This is a genomic window from Rhodococcus sp. 1163 (assembly GCF_002091985.1).
In the GTDB taxonomy this organism is placed as follows: Bacteria; Actinomycetota; Actinomycetes; order Mycobacteriales; family Mycobacteriaceae; genus Rhodococcoides.
In genome coordinates, this window is record NZ_MKKX01000033.1 from 146904 (window position 1) to 162660 (window position 15757).

17 protein-coding genes are annotated in these 15757 nt (G+C 62.5%); 9 read left to right on the forward strand and 8 right to left on the reverse strand.

Annotated elements, in window-relative coordinates:
• Positions 1-81: 81 nt before the first annotated feature.
• On the reverse strand, positions 82-1314 hold the full coding sequence (locus BJD99_RS14470; RefSeq protein ID WP_084347734.1) for a CdaR family transcriptional regulator: 1233 nt from the start codon (positions 1312-1314) through the stop codon (positions 82-84).
• Positions 1315-1680: 366 nt separating this feature from the next.
• Here BJD99_RS14470 and BJD99_RS14475 point away from each other — a divergent pair, with 366 nt between their 5' ends.
• Both BJD99_RS14475 and BJD99_RS14480 read left to right on the forward strand, forming a co-directional pair.
• The gene (locus BJD99_RS14475) at positions 1681-2553 is read left to right on the forward strand and encodes an acyl-ACP desaturase (RefSeq protein WP_256895754.1); all 873 of its coding nucleotides are present in this window, start codon (positions 1681-1683) and stop codon (positions 2551-2553) included.
• Positions 2554-2716: 163 nt separating this feature from the next.
• The gene (locus BJD99_RS14480) at positions 2717-3583 is read left to right on the forward strand and encodes a universal stress protein (RefSeq protein WP_143542172.1); all 867 of its coding nucleotides are present in this window, start codon (positions 2717-2719) and stop codon (positions 3581-3583) included.
• On the opposite strand, the gene BJD99_RS14485 is transcribed toward BJD99_RS14480, so the two are convergent.
• From BJD99_RS14485 to BJD99_RS14495, 3 genes are all read right to left on the reverse strand, one after another.
• Positions 3580-3906, reverse strand: a complete 327-nt coding sequence (locus BJD99_RS14485) for a cupin domain-containing protein (protein WP_084347738.1) — start codon at positions 3904-3906, stop codon at positions 3580-3582. The two genes, BJD99_RS14480 and BJD99_RS14485, sit on opposite strands and share 4 nt — an antisense overlap.
• 61 nt (positions 3907-3967) lie before the next feature.
• A complete protein-coding gene (locus BJD99_RS14490; protein WP_084347740.1) occupies positions 3968-4474 on the reverse strand; it encodes a dihydrofolate reductase in 507 nt (168 codons plus the stop codon).
• Positions 4474-5274 carry a thymidylate synthase gene (locus tag BJD99_RS14495; protein WP_179142344.1) on the reverse strand — a complete coding sequence of 267 codons (801 nt, stop codon included), beginning with the start codon at positions 5272-5274 and terminating at the stop codon, positions 4474-4476. The genes BJD99_RS14490 and BJD99_RS14495 overlap by 1 nt, the downstream gene beginning before the upstream one ends.
• Positions 5275-5303: 29 nt before the next feature.
• On the opposite strand from BJD99_RS14495, the gene BJD99_RS14500 reads away from it, so the two are divergent.
• Positions 5304-6170 (forward strand): Fpg/Nei family DNA glycosylase, encoded by an 867-nt coding sequence (locus tag BJD99_RS14500; RefSeq protein ID WP_084348065.1) that lies wholly within the window; start codon positions 5304-5306, stop codon positions 6168-6170.
• Here BJD99_RS14500 and BJD99_RS14505 read toward each other — a convergent pair.
• Positions 6163-7716 carry a carboxylesterase/lipase family protein gene (locus BJD99_RS14505; protein ID WP_084347742.1) on the reverse strand — a complete coding sequence of 518 codons (1554 nt, stop codon included), beginning with the start codon at positions 7714-7716 and terminating at the stop codon, positions 6163-6165. The genes BJD99_RS14500 and BJD99_RS14505 overlap by 8 nt on opposite strands.
• A gap of 54 nt (positions 7717-7770) precedes the next feature.
• On the opposite strand from BJD99_RS14505, the gene BJD99_RS14510 reads away from it, so the two are divergent.
• Positions 7771-8337, forward strand: coding sequence for a molybdenum cofactor biosysynthesis protein (locus BJD99_RS14510; RefSeq protein ID WP_084348066.1), 567 nt, complete (start codon positions 7771-7773; stop codon positions 8335-8337).
• Between the two features lie 69 nt (positions 8338-8406).
• On the opposite strand, the gene BJD99_RS20800 is transcribed toward BJD99_RS14510, so the two are convergent.
• Positions 8407-8628: a hypothetical protein gene (locus tag BJD99_RS20800; RefSeq protein ID WP_143542173.1), complete on the reverse strand. Its 222-nt coding sequence runs from the start codon at positions 8626-8628 to the stop codon at positions 8407-8409.
• Positions 8629-8732: 104 nt separating this feature from the next.
• Between BJD99_RS20800 and BJD99_RS14515 the strand changes: the two genes are divergently transcribed.
• Genes BJD99_RS14515 through BJD99_RS14525 form a run of 3 tightly spaced genes read left to right on the forward strand, consistent with a single transcriptional unit; the run spans position 8733 to position 11850 of the window.
• The gene (locus BJD99_RS14515) at positions 8733-9926 is read left to right on the forward strand and encodes a CaiB/BaiF CoA-transferase family protein (protein ID WP_143542190.1); all 1194 of its coding nucleotides are present in this window, start codon (positions 8733-8735) and stop codon (positions 9924-9926) included.
• Positions 9926-10861, forward strand: a complete 936-nt coding sequence (locus BJD99_RS14520) for a hydroxymethylglutaryl-CoA lyase (RefSeq protein WP_084347746.1) — start codon at positions 9926-9928, stop codon at positions 10859-10861. The genes BJD99_RS14515 and BJD99_RS14520 overlap by 1 nt, the downstream gene beginning before the upstream one ends.
• Positions 10858-11850, forward strand: a complete 993-nt coding sequence (locus tag BJD99_RS14525) for a D-glycerate dehydrogenase (RefSeq protein ID WP_084347748.1) — start codon at positions 10858-10860, stop codon at positions 11848-11850. The genes BJD99_RS14520 and BJD99_RS14525 overlap by 4 nt, the downstream gene beginning before the upstream one ends.
• Positions 11851-11873: 23 nt before the next feature.
• Here the strand turns inward: BJD99_RS14525 and BJD99_RS14530 are convergent, their stop codons facing one another.
• On the reverse strand, positions 11874-12479 hold the full coding sequence (locus BJD99_RS14530) for a TMEM175 family protein (protein ID WP_179142345.1): 606 nt from the start codon (positions 12477-12479) through the stop codon (positions 11874-11876).
• A gap of 37 nt (positions 12480-12516) precedes the next feature.
• Between BJD99_RS14530 and BJD99_RS14535 the strand changes: the two genes are divergently transcribed.
• Positions 12517-12903 (forward strand): hypothetical protein, encoded by a 387-nt coding sequence (locus BJD99_RS14535; RefSeq protein WP_084347752.1) that lies wholly within the window; start codon positions 12517-12519, stop codon positions 12901-12903.
• Positions 12900-14303 carry an APC family permease gene (locus tag BJD99_RS14540; RefSeq protein ID WP_084347754.1) on the forward strand — a complete coding sequence of 468 codons (1404 nt, stop codon included), beginning with the start codon at positions 12900-12902 and terminating at the stop codon, positions 14301-14303. Before BJD99_RS14535 ends, BJD99_RS14540 begins: the two co-directional genes overlap by 4 nt.
• 3 nt (positions 14304-14306) lie before the next feature.
• On the opposite strand, the gene BJD99_RS14545 is transcribed toward BJD99_RS14540, so the two are convergent.
• Positions 14307-15743 (reverse strand): NAD(P)/FAD-dependent oxidoreductase, encoded by a 1437-nt coding sequence (locus tag BJD99_RS14545; protein WP_084347756.1) that lies wholly within the window; start codon positions 15741-15743, stop codon positions 14307-14309.
• Positions 15744-15757 lie beyond the last annotated feature (14 nt).

Genomic DNA, 15757 nt, shown 5'->3' on the forward strand with positions numbered 1-15757 from the left:
TGGATCGAACGCTGTCGAAGTGTTCAACCACAACCCTGGGGCAACTATTCCTTCACTGTTACTACCCTGGGCGGGGATTTTCTAAGCAGCACCCTGAGATGCTTCGAGTCGGCGTGCAACCAGCGCAGCTTGCAGGTGGCGGATGCCCGAGGGCCGGGTCGGATCGAAACCGGTGAGCTGAGCGATGCGCTTGAGCCGGTAGTCGACCGTGTTGGTGTGCAGATGTAGCTGTCGCGCCGATCGCTGTCGGTTGAGGTCGTGCGAAATGTGGATCTCGAGTGTCTCGAGCAACTCCGGCGAGGAATCGAGTGGTTCCAGGATCTGGCGAAGGTGACGCCTGCCTGGACCAGGCCGGGTGAGCTGGTATTCGAGAACCAGATCGTCCATTCGGTACAGCCCCGAAGGTCGGTGAAGTTGGTGCGCGAGCGCAAGAAGTTCATGGACCTGGTCGGCGGCTGTGGGGATGTCGGACATGGCGGCCTGCTCGGCTGTCACGGTGACGGGCACTTCGGCGGCGGTGCTGATGCGATGCACCAGAGCTTCGACCCATTCTTCGTCGTGGACACCGGGGATGAGTACGGTGCCGCCCTCGGTGCTCAGCATGGACAGCGGAGTGCGGCCGCATATCGTTGCCAATTCAGCTTGCACGCGTCGTAGCTTGCGACGGGCCGCGACTGTCTTCTGGATCGCCGGGTCGTTCTCGTCCGGGTGTGGGGGGACGGAGATCGCGAGTACGAGGTAACTCTCGGCTAGTTCTATGCCGGACTGCCGCGCAATTGCGACGGCGTTGTGGCCGCTGAGTAGTGAGGAGACCAAAGTGTGTGCAGCTGTGTGGTGTTCGCTGGCGACTGCTTGGAGTTCCTCGACATAGCTCTTGGACGCAGCAATGGACACTTTCTCGGACAGCAGTACGAACATCCTGGCCGCTTCGATCAGGTTGCTGGTGTCACCTTCGCCTGCACGCTTGGATACGAGATTCCAACCGATCTGAATTCCCTCGTGGTAGACGGTGAGCACTGATTCGAGTGGAACTCCCTCGCGCGCCCACTGGCTTGCCTTGGCTCGAAGTTGGGCAAGATCGCTCTCGTTGGGAGGTCGACGTTCGTCGAGCATCTGGACCGCGATGCTGATGCATTTGACGGTGAATTCGGTGACGTCGCCGTGCAGCTGCTCGCCGGGCAGTGAACCGCAGGGAGTGTTGGCGGCGAAGTGGCCGACGAGTTGGCGCGCCACGGCACGGAAATCGCGAAGCGGAGCGGACGCGAGCTCGCCTGCGACCATTATTCCGAGACTCTTCGTGTTGTGAACGGTCACAGATCAGCCCTTCGGGTAGGAACTTCAGCTCTGGAGGGAACAAAGTTTCTCACACGTTTTATAGTGCAAAATTGCATTTTTTAACTCGACCTATTGCATATAACCACTTTTTGCATACTTCAGGTTTGTTTTCGGCTCACTAACGGACTTGATCATAGGATGTTATGAACGCGTTATCCAGGGTTTGAAAGAAAGAATTTGTGAAGGCTCTCAGCTTCGTGTCCCGGGGCTTGCGACATGACCTAAACAATCGGTATCTGGTTCACAACACGGTGGTCGGCCGCTTAACGTTGACGGACGGCCGTTGCGTCGGCTTGAAGACACGTGCGAGGGTGCGATCGGGGGGTGTGGATGGTCAGCGGAGCGGTGAGTCAACTGGTATTGCTTCGAGAGCTGGAACCCGTGATCGGAGCGAATCTGCACAGGCACTTGGCTGCAGCGACCACATGGGACCCAGCGGAGTATGTCGATCCCGATAGGTATTGGCGTCAGCGCCGATCCACCCTGACCGAAACGGCCAAGGCAGCGCTGGTCACCACGCTGCTGACACACAGTAGTACTGCGCTCGATCACCGTGAAGTGTATGGGACGAGTACCGCCCGCAACACGTGGTCCAGGTGGATATACGAGTGGAACAGTGAGAAGAAGCGTCACGCCGAGGCGATCCATCGATACCTGGTGGCGACGCAAAGCGTAGATCCGGTTGCATTGGACCGAGCGCGTTTTCAGTGCATGACCGTGGGGATCGAGTCCGCGATGGAAGGGCAGCACCTGCTGCGATCGATCGTTCACGCCACGGTCGACGTCATGGCCACCATGGTCAGTCATCGCAACACCGCGGCCGAGTGCAACGATCAGGTCGCTACGAAACTTCTGGGCCGCATCGTCGCGGATCAGCAACTGCACTTGAATTTTCTTCGCGACGCAGCGTCTGCCGCGCTCGATATCGCACCTGCCCAGATGGCGAAGGCCATCACCGAGGTCATCCTCAACTTTCGGATGCCGGGTACCGGTATGCCAGGCTTCGAACGCAGCGCGATGCTTGTCTCACGCAACGGGATCTACGATCTGCGACGTCATCTCGACGAAGTGTTGTTGCCGATCCTGAGGCACTGGCGAATTTTCGACCGTGTCGATCTCGGCCGGGGCGCGGGAAGCACGGCGATTCTCTCGGACTTCCTCGACGACTTGGAGAACCAGGCGGAAGTGATCGAGGCCCAAAAGCTCCGTGCGTCGTAGGGGCGACGCACGAGGAAATAGCTCCCCGGGGGGTCTGTGGGAAAAGTAGCCTCTCTCCGGTTTCGATGATGAAACTGGAGAGAGGCACCTTTTTGTTGCCCCCCGTCAGGAACACATGTCGTCTATCCTGGGCCGACATCTGATCCTTACCGGAGGTTCGCACGTGAATAGACCCCGAACCATTGTCGTGGGCATCGACGGATCGGAATCGGCGGACCGTGCGGCGATCTGGGCCGCCCATTCGGCCGTCGTCAGGAACGCGGTGTTGCGCATCGTCACCGCCGTCGCGCCGCAACTTTCACCTACGTCGCGAGACCCTGGCGAAACAGCGCAGGCAGTGGCCGGCTCGCGACTCGATGCCGCCCGAATCCTTGCCCGTGAGTCGGTCGAAGGTGCCCCACTCGACATCGTCGTCGAAGCGCGCGAGGGCAACACAGTCGACGTTCTGCTCGACGAGTCGTCCAGGAGCGACCTCGTCGTCCTCGGTGCGCGCGGGCTCGGCGAGTCGGATTCAGGGGTACTCGGATCGGTGGCGGTTGCGCTCAGCGCGCATTGCGCCTGCCCGGTGGTGGTAGTCCGTGGGCGGTCCATGGATGGTCTGCCGCCGGCTCAGGGGCCGGTAGTGGTTGGAGTCGACGGCTCGGCAATCAATCAGGTCGCGATCGCTGCCGCGTTCGACGAAGCAGCGCAACGTGGTTCGGCGTTGATCGCGGTGCACGTCTGGTCCGATGTCAGTCTCGCGCATGGCGCAGGTGTACCGCAGGACTGGGAAGTCATCTCCGCCTCCGAACAAGCCGTGCTCGCGGAAAGCCTTGCAGGCTGGCAGGAGAAGTACCCAGACGTCGAGGTGCGGCGCGTCGTCGCACAGGATCGTCCGGTACGCGTGCTCAGTCAGTTGTCCGAGCAGGCTGCGCTGATCGTGGTCGGCAGTCGTGGACGAGGCGGATTCACCGGCATGTTGCTCGGATCCACCAGCTATGCGTTGATTCAGACTGCCGACTGCCCGGTGATGGTGGTTCGCGGCTCCTAGATCGAGACGGTCAGGAGAAACGCGACGTCTTCGACGGCCTCGACGCTGTGTCTCGCGTCCGGAACGACCAGGAGATCGCCGGCGGAGCCTTTCCAGGACTTCTCGCCGCTCACAAGCTTGAGTTGACCGCTGAGGACGATCACGGTCGATTCTCCGGACAGGTCGTGCTCACCGAGCTTGGTACCTGCCACGAGGGCTACCACTGTCTGACGGAGATGGCGCTGATGTCCGCCGTAGACGGTCTGTGAACTTCTGCCACTGGACGTGCCGACGGCGAGTTTCAACTGTTGTCGGGCAAGGGCGGTGAGTGACTTCTTGTCCATGCGCTCAGTATGACCCACGAGCAGCTTCGGTCAGAGTGGTCTGCTCGAATGGCTGTGCAGATCAAGTACTTTGGTAAGCCTTGCCGTACTGAACGTGGCGATATCGGATGCCTTCGTTTCGGCTGATCAGCCATTGTCCGGTAAGTGCCGACCACTCACCGGTGACCTCCGGCGCCGAGGTGTCGCCGTCGATATCGAGGTCGATTTCGGTGACCTGCAACTCCGTCGCCAACGGCATTGCCGCTCGGTATATCTCACCGCCGCCGATGATCCAGGCGGTATCGCCGTCGGTGAGACTCAGTGCAGCCTCGACGCTGGAGACGACCTGAGCGCCTCGCGCCTGCCAGTCCGGGTTGCGCGTGACCACGACGTTCCGACGCCCAGGCAGCGGACGGAACTTCGGCGGAAGCGAATCCCAAGTCTTTCGCCCCATGATCACCGCGTGATCAGCGGTGATCTGTTTGAAATGCGCAAGATCCTCCGGTACTCGCCAGGGGATGGACCCGCCGTCGCCGATGGTTCCGCCCGTGGTCTGCGCCCAGATCATGCCGATATGACGAGAGGGCATCAGACTGCCACCGGCGCCTTGATGGCAGGGTGGTGCTCGTACCCGACGACCTCGACATCTTCGAAGGTGTAGTCGAAGATTGAATCACGTTGTGCGAGTATCAGCTTCGGGTAGGGGTACGGCTCACGGGTCAGCTGCTCGGCGACCTGATCACGGTGATTGTCGTAGATGTGGCAGTCTCCGCCCGTCCATACGAAGTCACCGACCTCGAGGCCGACCTGCGCCGCCACCATGTGCGTCAACAACGCATAGCTCGCGATGTTGAACGGAACGCCCAGAAACAGATCGGCGCTGCGTTGATACAGCTGGCACGACAGTTTGCCGTCTGCAACGTAGAACTGGAAGAACGCGTGGCACGGCGGCAGCGCCATCTGCGGAATCTCACCGACGTTCCACGCCGAGACGATCATGCGTCGTGAATCCGGGTTGGTGCGGAGGGTATCGAGCACCTGGGAGATCTGGTCGATGTGCTCACCCGACGGCGTCGGCCATGATCGCCACTGCACGCCGTAGACGGGCCCGAGTTCACCGTCCGGGGCCGCCCACTCGTCCCAGATGCTGACGCCGTGCTCGTGCAACCATTCGACGTTGGACTCGCCGCGCAGAAACCACAGCAATTCGTAGACGATCGACTTCAGGTGCACGCGCTTGGTGGTGATCAGCGGAAAGCCCTCGCTGAGATCGAAACGCATCTGGTGCCCGAAGATGCTCGTGGTACCCGTTCCGGTACGGTCCGATTTGGCAGTGCCGGAATCGAGAACGTGGCGGAGCAGGTCCTCGTACGGCGTTGGAACCTTCACGGTGAACAGTGTAGGCGCATACTGGATCGATGCCTGAGCTGCCCGAGGTGGAAGCGCTCGCCGGATTCCTGCGCGCACACGCGGTAGGGGCCGTCATCGGCCGGATCGACATCGCCGCGCTGAGCGTCCTCAAGACATTCGATCCGCCCGTCACCGATCTGCAGGGGCGTGATGTCACCGATGCCGCCAGGTTCGGCAAACACCTCGGATTGCAGGCAGGCGACCTGTGGTTGATCACCCACCTCTCCCGTGCTGGCTGGCTGCGCTGGACCGACAAGCCGAGCGACGCGCCGCCGAAGCCAGGCAAAGGTCCGCTTGCGCTTCGAATCCACTTCTTCACTCCCGAAGGCCTGACGCCGGCGATCGACTTGACCGAGGCAGGCACCAAGAAGCGGATGGCAGTGTGGGTCGTTCACGATCCGCGCGAAGTTCCGGGCATCGCCCGCCTCGGTCCCGACGCGATGGCCGTGACCGAACCCGAGTTCGCCGAGATTCTCGGCGGCACCACCGCGCGGCTGAAGACTGCCCTGGTGGATCAGTCGCTCATCGCCGGGATCGGAAACGCATATTCCGACGAGATCCTGCACGTGGCGAAACTGTCTCCGTTCGCCTCGGCCGGCAAACTCGACGCCGAAGCAGTGTCCGTGTTGTACCGGTCGATGCGCGAGGTGCTCGCCGACGCCGTGGCTCGCTCCGAAGGGCAGGACGCCGCACGACTGAAGGGCGAGAAGCGGTCCGGGATGGCTGTGCATGCCCGAACCGGTTTGCCGTGTCCGGTGTGCGGCGACCCGGTCCGCGAGGTTTCTTATGCCGAGCGATCGTTCCAGTACTGCGCAACCTGTCAGACCGGCGGCAAGATTCTTGCCGACCGCCGGATGTCGCGGCTTCTCAAGTAGCGGCGCTGAACGGCTCGGTCATTCCGCTGGCATATCCGCGGTAGCCCTCCCATGCGAGCCGACGGTCACGTCGAGGATCGCGCTGTACGCGCGTGCGGAGGTCGAAGATCATCGTCTCGCGGGTGGCCGCGGCGTACTCGGGCCATGAGTCGAGCGGTGCGCCGGTAGTTGCGAAGTGCAGCCACTGAGACTGCACTTGCTCGGTGACCGCCGCCCAAGCCGAGCGGCCTCCCGGAATCGTCATCATCTTTCCGACCATCGTGTCGTTGAGCCCGAACACCGCGGACATCTCGAATCCGTGCGTCGCGTCGAGCCCGAGCCACCGCATGACTCTCGGCGCGTAGTCGAAGCGGTAGCTGTAGGTCGATGCGTACTTCGAATGCGCTTCGGCAACCTCCAACGAAGGCTTCCAGAAGGTGAAATCCCCGCCCAGGTCGATTGCGGCGTCGGCGTCGGGATACCCGGGGTAGCCCTCGGTGACTGCAGCTTTCGCCGTCGGATCGGTAAGGGCGAACAGCTTGTCGATGCGTTCGGGGTTGGTCGGCAGTGCATCGAGAATCTTGGGAAACAGTGTCGCCTCGCGGCTGTTCGTACCGATGATCAGCGGCACTCGATGTGCGGAGCCGTCGGCATAGGCTTCGAGCGGATTGCGCGGCAGGAAATCCCCGTCGACCACCGGGCCGAACGGGTGCAGGCCTGGAGTTCGTTCGAGAACTGACTTGGCGAGCCTGTTTCCGGCACGGCCGAACTCTGTGACATCGGCCGAGTCCAGTGTCTGCGCGGCATGTGCGGCGTCGCCACCGAGAAAACCGAGGAAGTCCTTCGCCCACTGCGTTGCGCGCTCGTGCGTCGCGACGAGACCTGGCACCGAACTCTCCGAAATGGCCTGCCTGAACAATCCTTTGGCCGCAGGTGTCGCGAGAAGTGTGGTGACGGCGTTGGCGCCCGCTGATTCGCCGAAGATCGTCACGTTGTCGGGGTCGCCGCCGAACCGGCTGATGTTGCGCTGAACCCATTCGAGCGCAGCCACTTGATCGCGCAAGCCGAGGTTCGAATCGAACTGCCGCTCAGGCGTCGAGAACTGGGTCATGTCCAAGTAGCCGAGAGACCCGAGACGGTAGTTGATCGACACATAGACGATGCCGTCGCTCTCGCGTAGCGAACGCCGTACCAACGAGCCGCCGACGTACAACGGCGTTGCTGAGCTGCCGAGGGTATAGGCACCGCCGTGAATGAACACCATGACCGGCCGCGGCTTCGCGCTCGCTGCAGCGGGGGCGAGCACATTGAGGTTGAGGCAATCCTCGCTCACCGGCTGGTACTTGTTGATGGAGAGCCTGGTGTAGAACTTGCTCTGCACGGACGCGTTGCCCCAGTCGGTTGCGTCTCGAACGCCCTCCCACGCCACGGTCGGTTGCGGCGCACGCAGGCGCAGCGGTCCCACGGGCGGCTCCGCGTACGGTATGCCGCGCCAGGTGAGAAGGTCCCCCAGCGTCTTGCCCTGGATGACGCCGTCCACCGTGGCCACTCTGGTATTCGCTGACATACACCGAGTGTACAAATGTAACGTTACCCAGGGGTAGGAGTGGAGAATGGGGGAATGGTTTTCCACTACCGCGCCGAGATCGTGCAACTTCTCGTATCTCCGGCCCACGCGTACTTCGGTCGTTCCAAGGACGGCCCGGCGGCGGACGTGTCCACCGAGTTGGTCGACCGTGTCGAGATCGTCGCGAACAAGGGCATCCGCGGAGATCGCTTCTTCGGGGTGAAAGCGCACACCGAGGCCGCAGTGACGTTTCTTGCCGCGGAAGCGTGGGAGGCGGCAGGTCACGCGCTGGGCACGGACATGCCCGACCCGTCCGTGGCCAGGCGCAATGTGGTGATACGCGGCGTCGAACTCGATCGACTGCGCGCCATCGAATTCGAACTCGACTCGGGCGAAGGCGCAGTGCGATTCCGCGGAGGTAGGCCCGCGCATCCCTGTTCATGGATGGATTCGATGGTGATCGCCGGCGCCCGAAAGGCCTTGATCGGCCGCGGCGGCCTGCGGACCGAACCGCTGAACGACGGCGTCCTGCGCGTGGGTCCGGTGACCCTGCACTCCCCGGTGGAACTGGATGCGGCAAAGGCGTCGTCGCAGGTCAAACGAGCCCAGCCGCAGCGATGAGTTGCGAGCTGGGCCCGAGCCCCGCAGCGTCGGTCCCGTGAAGGGGTTCGAAGCCCTCAGATTTCGACCCTAGCCGATGTATGCATCTTCGCCCGGGGCTCCACATAGCGTCGTGAACCCAAGCAATCCACAGTTCGCCCATACCGCTGCGATGAACGACAACACCCCCGTTGCTGCGGTCGCTACCTCTGAGCTGCCGGTATCCGAGCTGCCGGTACCCGCACTCGCAATTGCGGGCGCCCCAAGGCCTATGACGGCCGCAGTGAGCGCAACGGCTGCAAGTCTTTTCATGTGCTATACCTCATTCGTCGGCGGATCAGGCAGTTCGCCGGTGACACTATCGCAACTTGACAATCAAGTGTGATGCTTCCACTTCGGGGTACGAAAGGGAGAACATGTTGCCGCTCAGTGGTGTTCGCGTCCTCGAGCTCGGAAACTACATTGCGGCGCCCACCGCGGCCAGGATGCTGGCCGACTTCGGGGCCGAGGTCATCAAAGTCGAGCGCCCTGGGACAGGCGACGAGTTACGCAACTGGCGGCTCTACTCCGGAACCACCTCGATGCTCTATCGGACGATCAACCGGAACAAGAAGTCGATAGTGCTCGATCTCCGCACCGAGCAGGGGCGTCGGGACGTCATCGACTTGGCGGAGAAATGCGACATCGTGTTGGAGAACTTTCGGCCGGGCACGCTCGAGAAGTGGGGGCTCTCGCCAGAAGTGCTCAGTGAGAAGAATCCCGAGTTGATCATCACCCGCATTTCGGCGTTCGGGCAGACCGGTCCGATGTCCGATCGTCCAGGTTTTGCGGCAGTTGCCGAGGCCTACGGCGGATTCCGGAACCTTGTGGGCGACGCCGATCGGCCGCCGGTCCGCGTCGGAGTGTCCATCGGTGACTCCATCGCCGGGCTGTACGCGGCGTTCGGGTGCGTCATGGCGCTGTTTCAGCGACAGAATGCGAAGTCGGCATTGTCGTTGTCGGAGCGGTCCATCGACGTCGCACTCAACGAGTCGATTCTGTCCATGATGGAATCGCTCATCCCCGACTATCTCGCCTACGGCGTCGAACGTGGGCGAGTCGGTGGCCGGATGGAAGGCATCGCGCCGTCGAACGCGTACCCCTGCAACGACGGTCATTCGATTATCATCGCGGGCAACGGAGATGCGATCTTTGCGCGCTACATGGCGACGATCGACCGCCCCGACCTCGGCGCCGACCCGGAGCTGTCCTCGAATGCCGGCCGTTGGAGCAGGCGCGAGGAGTTGGACGCCGCTATCTCGGCATGGACGGGCCTGCATTCGCGCGAGGACGCATTGAGGATTCTCGACGAAGCGGGTGTGCCGTCCGGCCCGATCTACACGGCAGCAGACGTCGTCGCCGACGAGCAGTACAAGGCGCGCAACATGATTCAGAACTTCGAGGTGGACACCGGTGAAGCCGAACCGGCCGAGGTGGGATTCGTCGGCATCGTCCCCGTGATCGGTGACACATCGATTCCTATCCGCTCGGTCGGTCCGGACCTCGGCGAGCACACCAGAGAAGTGCTCTCGACCCTTCTCGGTAGGACCGAAGAAGAGATGGGACTCTGATGTATCAGTTCGCTCCTTCTGCGCAGCTGCGCGATGTCACGATGCGAGACGGACTCCAGCTCACCGGCAAGATGGTCTCCACCGACCGGAAGCTGGAGGTGATCCGGCAGCTTCTCGCTCTCGGGGTGCCCGAGCTCGAGATCGGATCGTTGGCGCGGGGCGACAAAGTGCCACCCATGGCCAACACGCTCGAGGTGGTCGCCGAGCTCACCGCCGAGGAACTTGCCTCCTGCTGGGTGTGGGTCGCTACGCCGCGCCACGTCGAGAAGGCTGCGGCAGCAGGAGCCCGCAACTTTCAATACTGTTTCTCGGCATCGGACGCGCACAACGAAGCGAACATCGGACGCAGCACCGAGGTCTCACTGGCGGCCATGCCGGACGCGATCGACATCGCGCGATCGGTCGGTGGGCAGATCGAACTGTGCATCGCCACTTCCTTCACCTGTCCGTTCGACGGGCCGGTATCGGAGGATCGAGTGCTCGATATCGCCCGCGACGAGCGAACCGACGGCGCAACGGACATCGTCATCTGCGACACCCTGGGTCAGGCAGTGCCCGCGCAGGTAGGTTCGCTGATTTCGCGTGTCGTTGCAGAGACCCCGCAGCGGCGCATCGTCTTTCACGGACACGACACGTGGGGTCTCGGGGTCGCGAACACGCTCGCGGCCATCTCCGCGGGAGCCACGCTTGTCGACGGCTCTCTCGGAGGGCTGGGCGGTTGCCCGTTCGCTCCCGGTGCCAGCGGTAACACCTCGAGCGAAGACATACTGTTTGCGACCAGACCGGACTGGCTGACTCCCGCTACCCTGGAAGCCATGGTGGAGATATCGGAACAGCTGTTGATCGATCTGGGAGAACCGGTGCGTTCCAAGACAGTTCAGGGTGCACGGTCGCGGCAGCTCGGTCATGCTCCCGCGTTCGAGTGGGTCATATGAGAAAAATCTTGGTCACCGCGCCGATTCCCGCGCCAGGGATGGACATTCTCGCCGCGGCGGGCGAGGTGGAACTGCTCACCGTCGACCACGACGGGCTGGCCGAACGCTGCGCCTCGGGGGAGTACAGCGTCGTGGTGTCGCAGTTGCATGATCGGTTCGACCGCGAACTACTCGCCTCGGCGGACATCACCGGCATCTCCAATTACGCGGTCGGGTACGACAACATCGATATTGCAGCGGCAACGGCGCAGGGAATCACTGTCGCCAATACCCCTGGGGTGCTGACGGATTCGACAGCGGACATTGCGCTACTTCTGATGCTGTCGACGGCCAGGCGTGTGATCGAGGCAGACAACTTCGTTCGATCCGGTGCATTCACCGGATGGGAGCCCGAGCTGATGCTCGGCACCGACGTGTCCGGGCGGGTGCTCGGTCTCGCCGGTTTCGGCCGCATCGCCCGCGCGACCGCCCGTCGGGCCCTCGGATTCGGCATGACGGTCCAGTTCTGTCCACGCCCGCCGTCCGACCGCGAGGTGACCGACGACGAGCTCGGGGAGTTCGCCGGCCGCGTCCAGCACGTAGTGTGGGACGAGCTGGTGACGACGAGTGACTTTCTGTCGCTCCATGTTCCGCTCACCGCCGGCACCCATCACCTCGTCGATGCGTCGACGCTGCGGGCGATGAAGAACTCGTCGATCCTGATCAACACTGCTCGCGGACCCGTGGTCGACGAGGTTGCACTGGTTACTGCTCTGCGCGAAGGCGTCATCGGTGGCGCGGGACTCGACGTGTACGAAAACGAACCGAAGCTGGCACCCGGTCTTGCCGGATTGCCCAATGTAGTGCTCCTACCGCATGTCGGAAGTGCCACGGTGTCGGTGCGATCGGAGATGGCGCGGCTCTGTGCCGAGAATGCGGCGGCGATGGCCAACGGCGCCCCACCTCCGCACCCGGTGAACCCGGCGGCGTGGAACACCCATATGGAATAGAGACGGCAGGCCGAGTGCTGGAGTCACTTCTTCACCTCTACCTTCGCGGCCCGGCTGTCGAAGAACCGGTCGATCGACGCTGTCAGTGCGAGCACGGTTAACGACCACAGACCGACCGGGGTGAAAGCAAGCCCGAACGCGATGAGGACGAGCACCACTCCGATTGTCGCCGTGCGCCGACCGTGCTCGGGTACAAGCCGGGTGATGCCGGGGGTGTGTGCAATGACGACCTGAAGCGCAAATATTGCCATCATCGACAGGGCGATGGTGCCCACGTAAGTGGCCGTCGCCCCGTCATCGAATCCGTTCTTCTCGGCGATTAATTTGGTCGGGAAGGGAAGAAAGACTATGGAGAGCAGCCAGAAAAAGTTAGCCCGGGCAAGGTTCGTCGTGTAGCCGGTGACGTCGCGGAATACTCGATGGTGCGTCATCCACAGCACGAAGATCACCGTGAAACTGAGAACGAATGCGAAGAGGTCGACGTGGTGGCTGGTGATGGCCTCCCATGTCGAACTGCCGGAGTCAGGGCCGGCGATCTCCACCAGGGGTAGGACGAGCAGTGTTGCAGCAATAGCGACCACCGCGTCGCTCAGGTTGACGAGCCGTTCAAGACCGCGTTGTGGTTGCATCCCGTTATTGTCGTCTGCGGCAGCGTACTTTTCATTCATGGCTATCGAGAAGCTGCGTGAGATGTTTTCAGTCGTTGTCGTATCGAAGAATGCTGACGCTGTCCCGAGGTCCTATCACCCGCAATTCGAATTGTTCACTAATGGGACAACCCGGACATATGCCGAATTCGAGCGCGGACATCGCACGGTTCATGCCACAGACAACACCTGCGAGATCGAGTACGACGAACAGGCATGGGTCCAGTCGCCGACTTGTATTACAGGGCGGATGCGGATCACCACGACACGCCCCGAGGATAAGCCGACACGCATCGAAGTCATGTTCATCCCGAACTTCGTCGACGGCTTGATGCATCGGTTCTGGGAGCTGACCTGGCCGAACTGGTCGCAGCTGAGTGCAGTCTACAAGTTCGGAGACGCATGAACGAGCGGCGCACACTCACGACAGGTCGCGTGGTGTTTCTCGTCGTCGCAGCAGCAGCACCGATGGCTGCCATGATCGGCAATGTCCCCTTGGCGCTCATTCGAGGCAACGGCGCGGGCCTGCCTGCCGCATTCGCAGTGAGCGGCATTGTGCTGCTGTGTTTCTCGGTGGGGTTCGCGGCGATGAGCCAGCAAGTGATCAACACGGGCGCCTTCTATACCTACGTAGGGCTTGCGCTCGGTAAACCACCGGGTGTCGCAGCTGCGTACGTCGCGGTGCTCGCGTACACCTCGCTCGCATGCGGGTTGGCCGCGGCATTCGGATACTTCACTCACCTCGTGGTCCTCGACTCCGGTCTCGACGTTCCTTGGTGGGTCTTCACCGCTGTCGCCGTCGCCATCGTCGCCTGTCTCGGGTTTCGTAACGCCGATCTGTCGGCGAAGGTGCTCGGTACGTTGATGGTCGCGGAGTTCGCGTTCCTGACGGTGTTCGATGTTCTCGTTCTCGGGCAGAAGGGTACGGCTGCTCTCCCGCTCGAATCATTCGCTCCGGCACAGGTATTCTCCGGATCCATCGGTATTGCGATGATGTTCGCATTCTCCAGCTTCATCGGATTCGAGTCCGCTGCACTGTACGGGGAAGAGACGAAAGATCCTCGACGCAGCATTCCTCGTGCGACGTATATCGCCGTCTCGACCATCGCGGTGTTCTACGTGCTGACCAGTTGGGTCATCGTCGGTGCCGCCGGAGGTCTCGACGCGCCGGCTATGGCGCAGACCGAACTCGGGAATCTGTTGTTCGCTTTGGCCCAGGAATTCGGTGGCACGATCCTCTACGACGGCACCGCAGTGTTGCTGTGCACCAGCGTCCTCGCGTCGTATTTGGCAGTGCACAATGCCGCGAGCCGGTACCTGTTCGCGCTCGGTCGTGAACGAGTACTACCAGAGGTTCTCGGGCGGTTCCATGCCGTACATTTCAGCCCACACATCGGCAGCATCACAGTGACGGCTGTCAGTACCGTGGCACTCGTCGTGTTCGCGGTCGTGGGAGCCGATCCCTATCTGGTGGTGGCGGCAGGCGCAATCGGTCTCGGCACGCTGGGAATCATCGCGTTACAGGCGGCGGCCGCATTGTCGGTCGTGGTTTTCTTCTGGACACGTCCCGACCGGTCGATGGTGCGCACGGTCTTCGCGCCGGGCATCGGGTTCGTCGGCCTGACGACGGGATTGATCCTGGCTGGGACCCATTACAGCACTCTCACCGGATCCGATTCCGTTGTCGTCAACGCTATCCCGATTGTTCTGATTGTCGCCGCGATCGTCGGCGTCCTCGTCGCGTTGAGAATTCGGCGTCGAGACGCGGAGGTCTACGCAGGCATTGCGGCGGCGTCCTTGCGCTGACTGCTACCCGCGGCGAGATTCGAGCAACCGCAGCCACACCTCACCGACGGTCGGGTAGGACGGGACTGCATGCCATAGGTCGTCCAGCGTCACCTTGCCGACAACGGCAACGGTTGCTGCATGGACCAATTCGGCCACCCCGGGCCCGACGAAGGTTGCGCCGACGATGACGTCGGCCGCCTTGTCGACCACCAACTGTGCATGACCGGAGTAGTCGTCCTGCTGCAGCGAAGATCCGGCGACGGCGATGTCCACACCCAGAATCTCGACGTCGATCCCCGCCCCGCGGGCCTGCTTCTCGGTCCGCCCGACCGATGCGACCTCGAGCGCAGTGAAGACCACCTGCGGTATCTGTCCGTGATCAGCGGTAGCAGCGAACCTCTTGCCGTGCAACGGTTTACCTTCGGCTCGCGCGGCGATGACATCACCGACAACCCTGGCTTGGTACTTGCCCATATGTGTCAGCGGGGCGCGCCCGTTGATATCGCCGGCGGCGTAAAGCCACTCGGTGCCGGCCACGGACAGTTGGTCATCGGTGTCGACGTACTTCCCGTCCACCATCCCGACAGTCGAGAGCCCGAGGTCCCCGCTTGCCGGGTGCCGTCCCGCCGCAACGAGAACCTCGTCCGCGGCGATCAGCTCGCCGCCGACCGTCAATTCGACCGGCCCGCCGTGGATCTTGCCGACACCGGTGTCCCGCGCATCTGGTCGCGACACGCTCGTCACCTCCGCATCGAAGTGAATCTCTGCGCCACGCGCACGAAGCGCATCGGCCACCAGGTCACTGGCGAACGGCTCGCCGGACGCAAGCAGGGCGGACCCGCGGACGATCATGGTCACCTCGGCGCCGAACGACAGGAGCCACGTAGCGCTCTCGCACGCCACGACACCGCCACCGATGATGGCGATTCGGGCGGGAACCTCATGCATGTTGGTGGCGTCGCGAGATATCCACGGCAACGCATCACGCAGCCCTGGGGTGTTCGGGACCGATGCCGTAGTTCCGGTCGCGAGAACCACAGCGTGTCGGGCTGTCAGCGTCCGCCCATCGACGTCGACCGTCTTGGTGCCGGTAAGGCGGCCGCTCCCGCGGATGATCGAGATCCCGGCGGATTCGGCCCATTCGACCTGGGGAGAATCGTCGAGAGAATGAGTGAACGTTTCCCGACGGGCCATGACGGCCTCGACGTCGAGTGATCGGTCACCGATCACCTCTCGGACGCCCGGCATCTTTCGGGCACTGTCGAAGACCTCGCCGGAACGCAGCAACGCTTTGCTCGGCATGCAGGCCCAATACGAGCATTCACCCCCGACGAGTTCGTGCTCGACGATGACTGCGGTGCGATCGCTGCCGGCGATGGCATAACTTGCCGCGTTCTCGCCGACCGGCCCGCCGCCGATCACGATGACATCGAATTCGTCAGTGCTCTTCTCGGTCATCACACCAGCGTGGC

Bases quoted from the DNA above. Each gene is read 5' to 3' on its own strand.
- BJD99_RS14545 (WP_084347756.1), bottom strand. From the start codon at position 15,743: ATGACCGAGAAGAGCACTGACGAATTCGATGTCATCGTGATCGGCGGC.
- BJD99_RS14490 (WP_084347740.1), bottom strand. From the start codon at position 4,474: ATGCCCTCTCGTCATATCGGCATGATCTGGGCGCAGACCACGGGCGGA.
- BJD99_RS14520 (WP_084347746.1), top strand. From the start codon at position 9,926: ATGTATCAGTTCGCTCCTTCTGCGCAGCTGCGCGATGTCACGATGCGA.
- BJD99_RS20800 (WP_143542173.1), bottom strand. From the start codon at position 8,628: ATGAAAAGACTTGCAGCCGTTGCGCTCACTGCGGCCGTCATAGGCCTT.
- BJD99_RS14530 (WP_179142345.1), bottom strand. From the start codon at position 12,479: ATGCAACCACAACGCGGTCTTGAACGGCTCGTCAACCTGAGCGACGCG.
- BJD99_RS14515 (WP_143542190.1), top strand. From the start codon at position 8,733: ATGTTGCCGCTCAGTGGTGTTCGCGTCCTCGAGCTCGGAAACTACATT.
- BJD99_RS14535 (WP_084347752.1), top strand. From the start codon at position 12,517: ATGGCTATCGAGAAGCTGCGTGAGATGTTTTCAGTCGTTGTCGTATCG.
- BJD99_RS14540 (WP_084347754.1), top strand. From the start codon at position 12,900: ATGAACGAGCGGCGCACACTCACGACAGGTCGCGTGGTGTTTCTCGTC.
- BJD99_RS14505 (WP_084347742.1), bottom strand. From the start codon at position 7,716: ATGTCAGCGAATACCAGAGTGGCCACGGTGGACGGCGTCATCCAGGGC.
- BJD99_RS14510 (WP_084348066.1), top strand. From the start codon at position 7,771: ATGGTTTTCCACTACCGCGCCGAGATCGTGCAACTTCTCGTATCTCCG.
- BJD99_RS14485 (WP_084347738.1), bottom strand. From the start codon at position 3,906: ATGGACAAGAAGTCACTCACCGCCCTTGCCCGACAACAGTTGAAACTC.
- BJD99_RS14525 (WP_084347748.1), top strand. From the start codon at position 10,858: ATGAGAAAAATCTTGGTCACCGCGCCGATTCCCGCGCCAGGGATGGAC.
- BJD99_RS14500 (WP_084348065.1), top strand. From the start codon at position 5,304: ATGCCTGAGCTGCCCGAGGTGGAAGCGCTCGCCGGATTCCTGCGCGCA.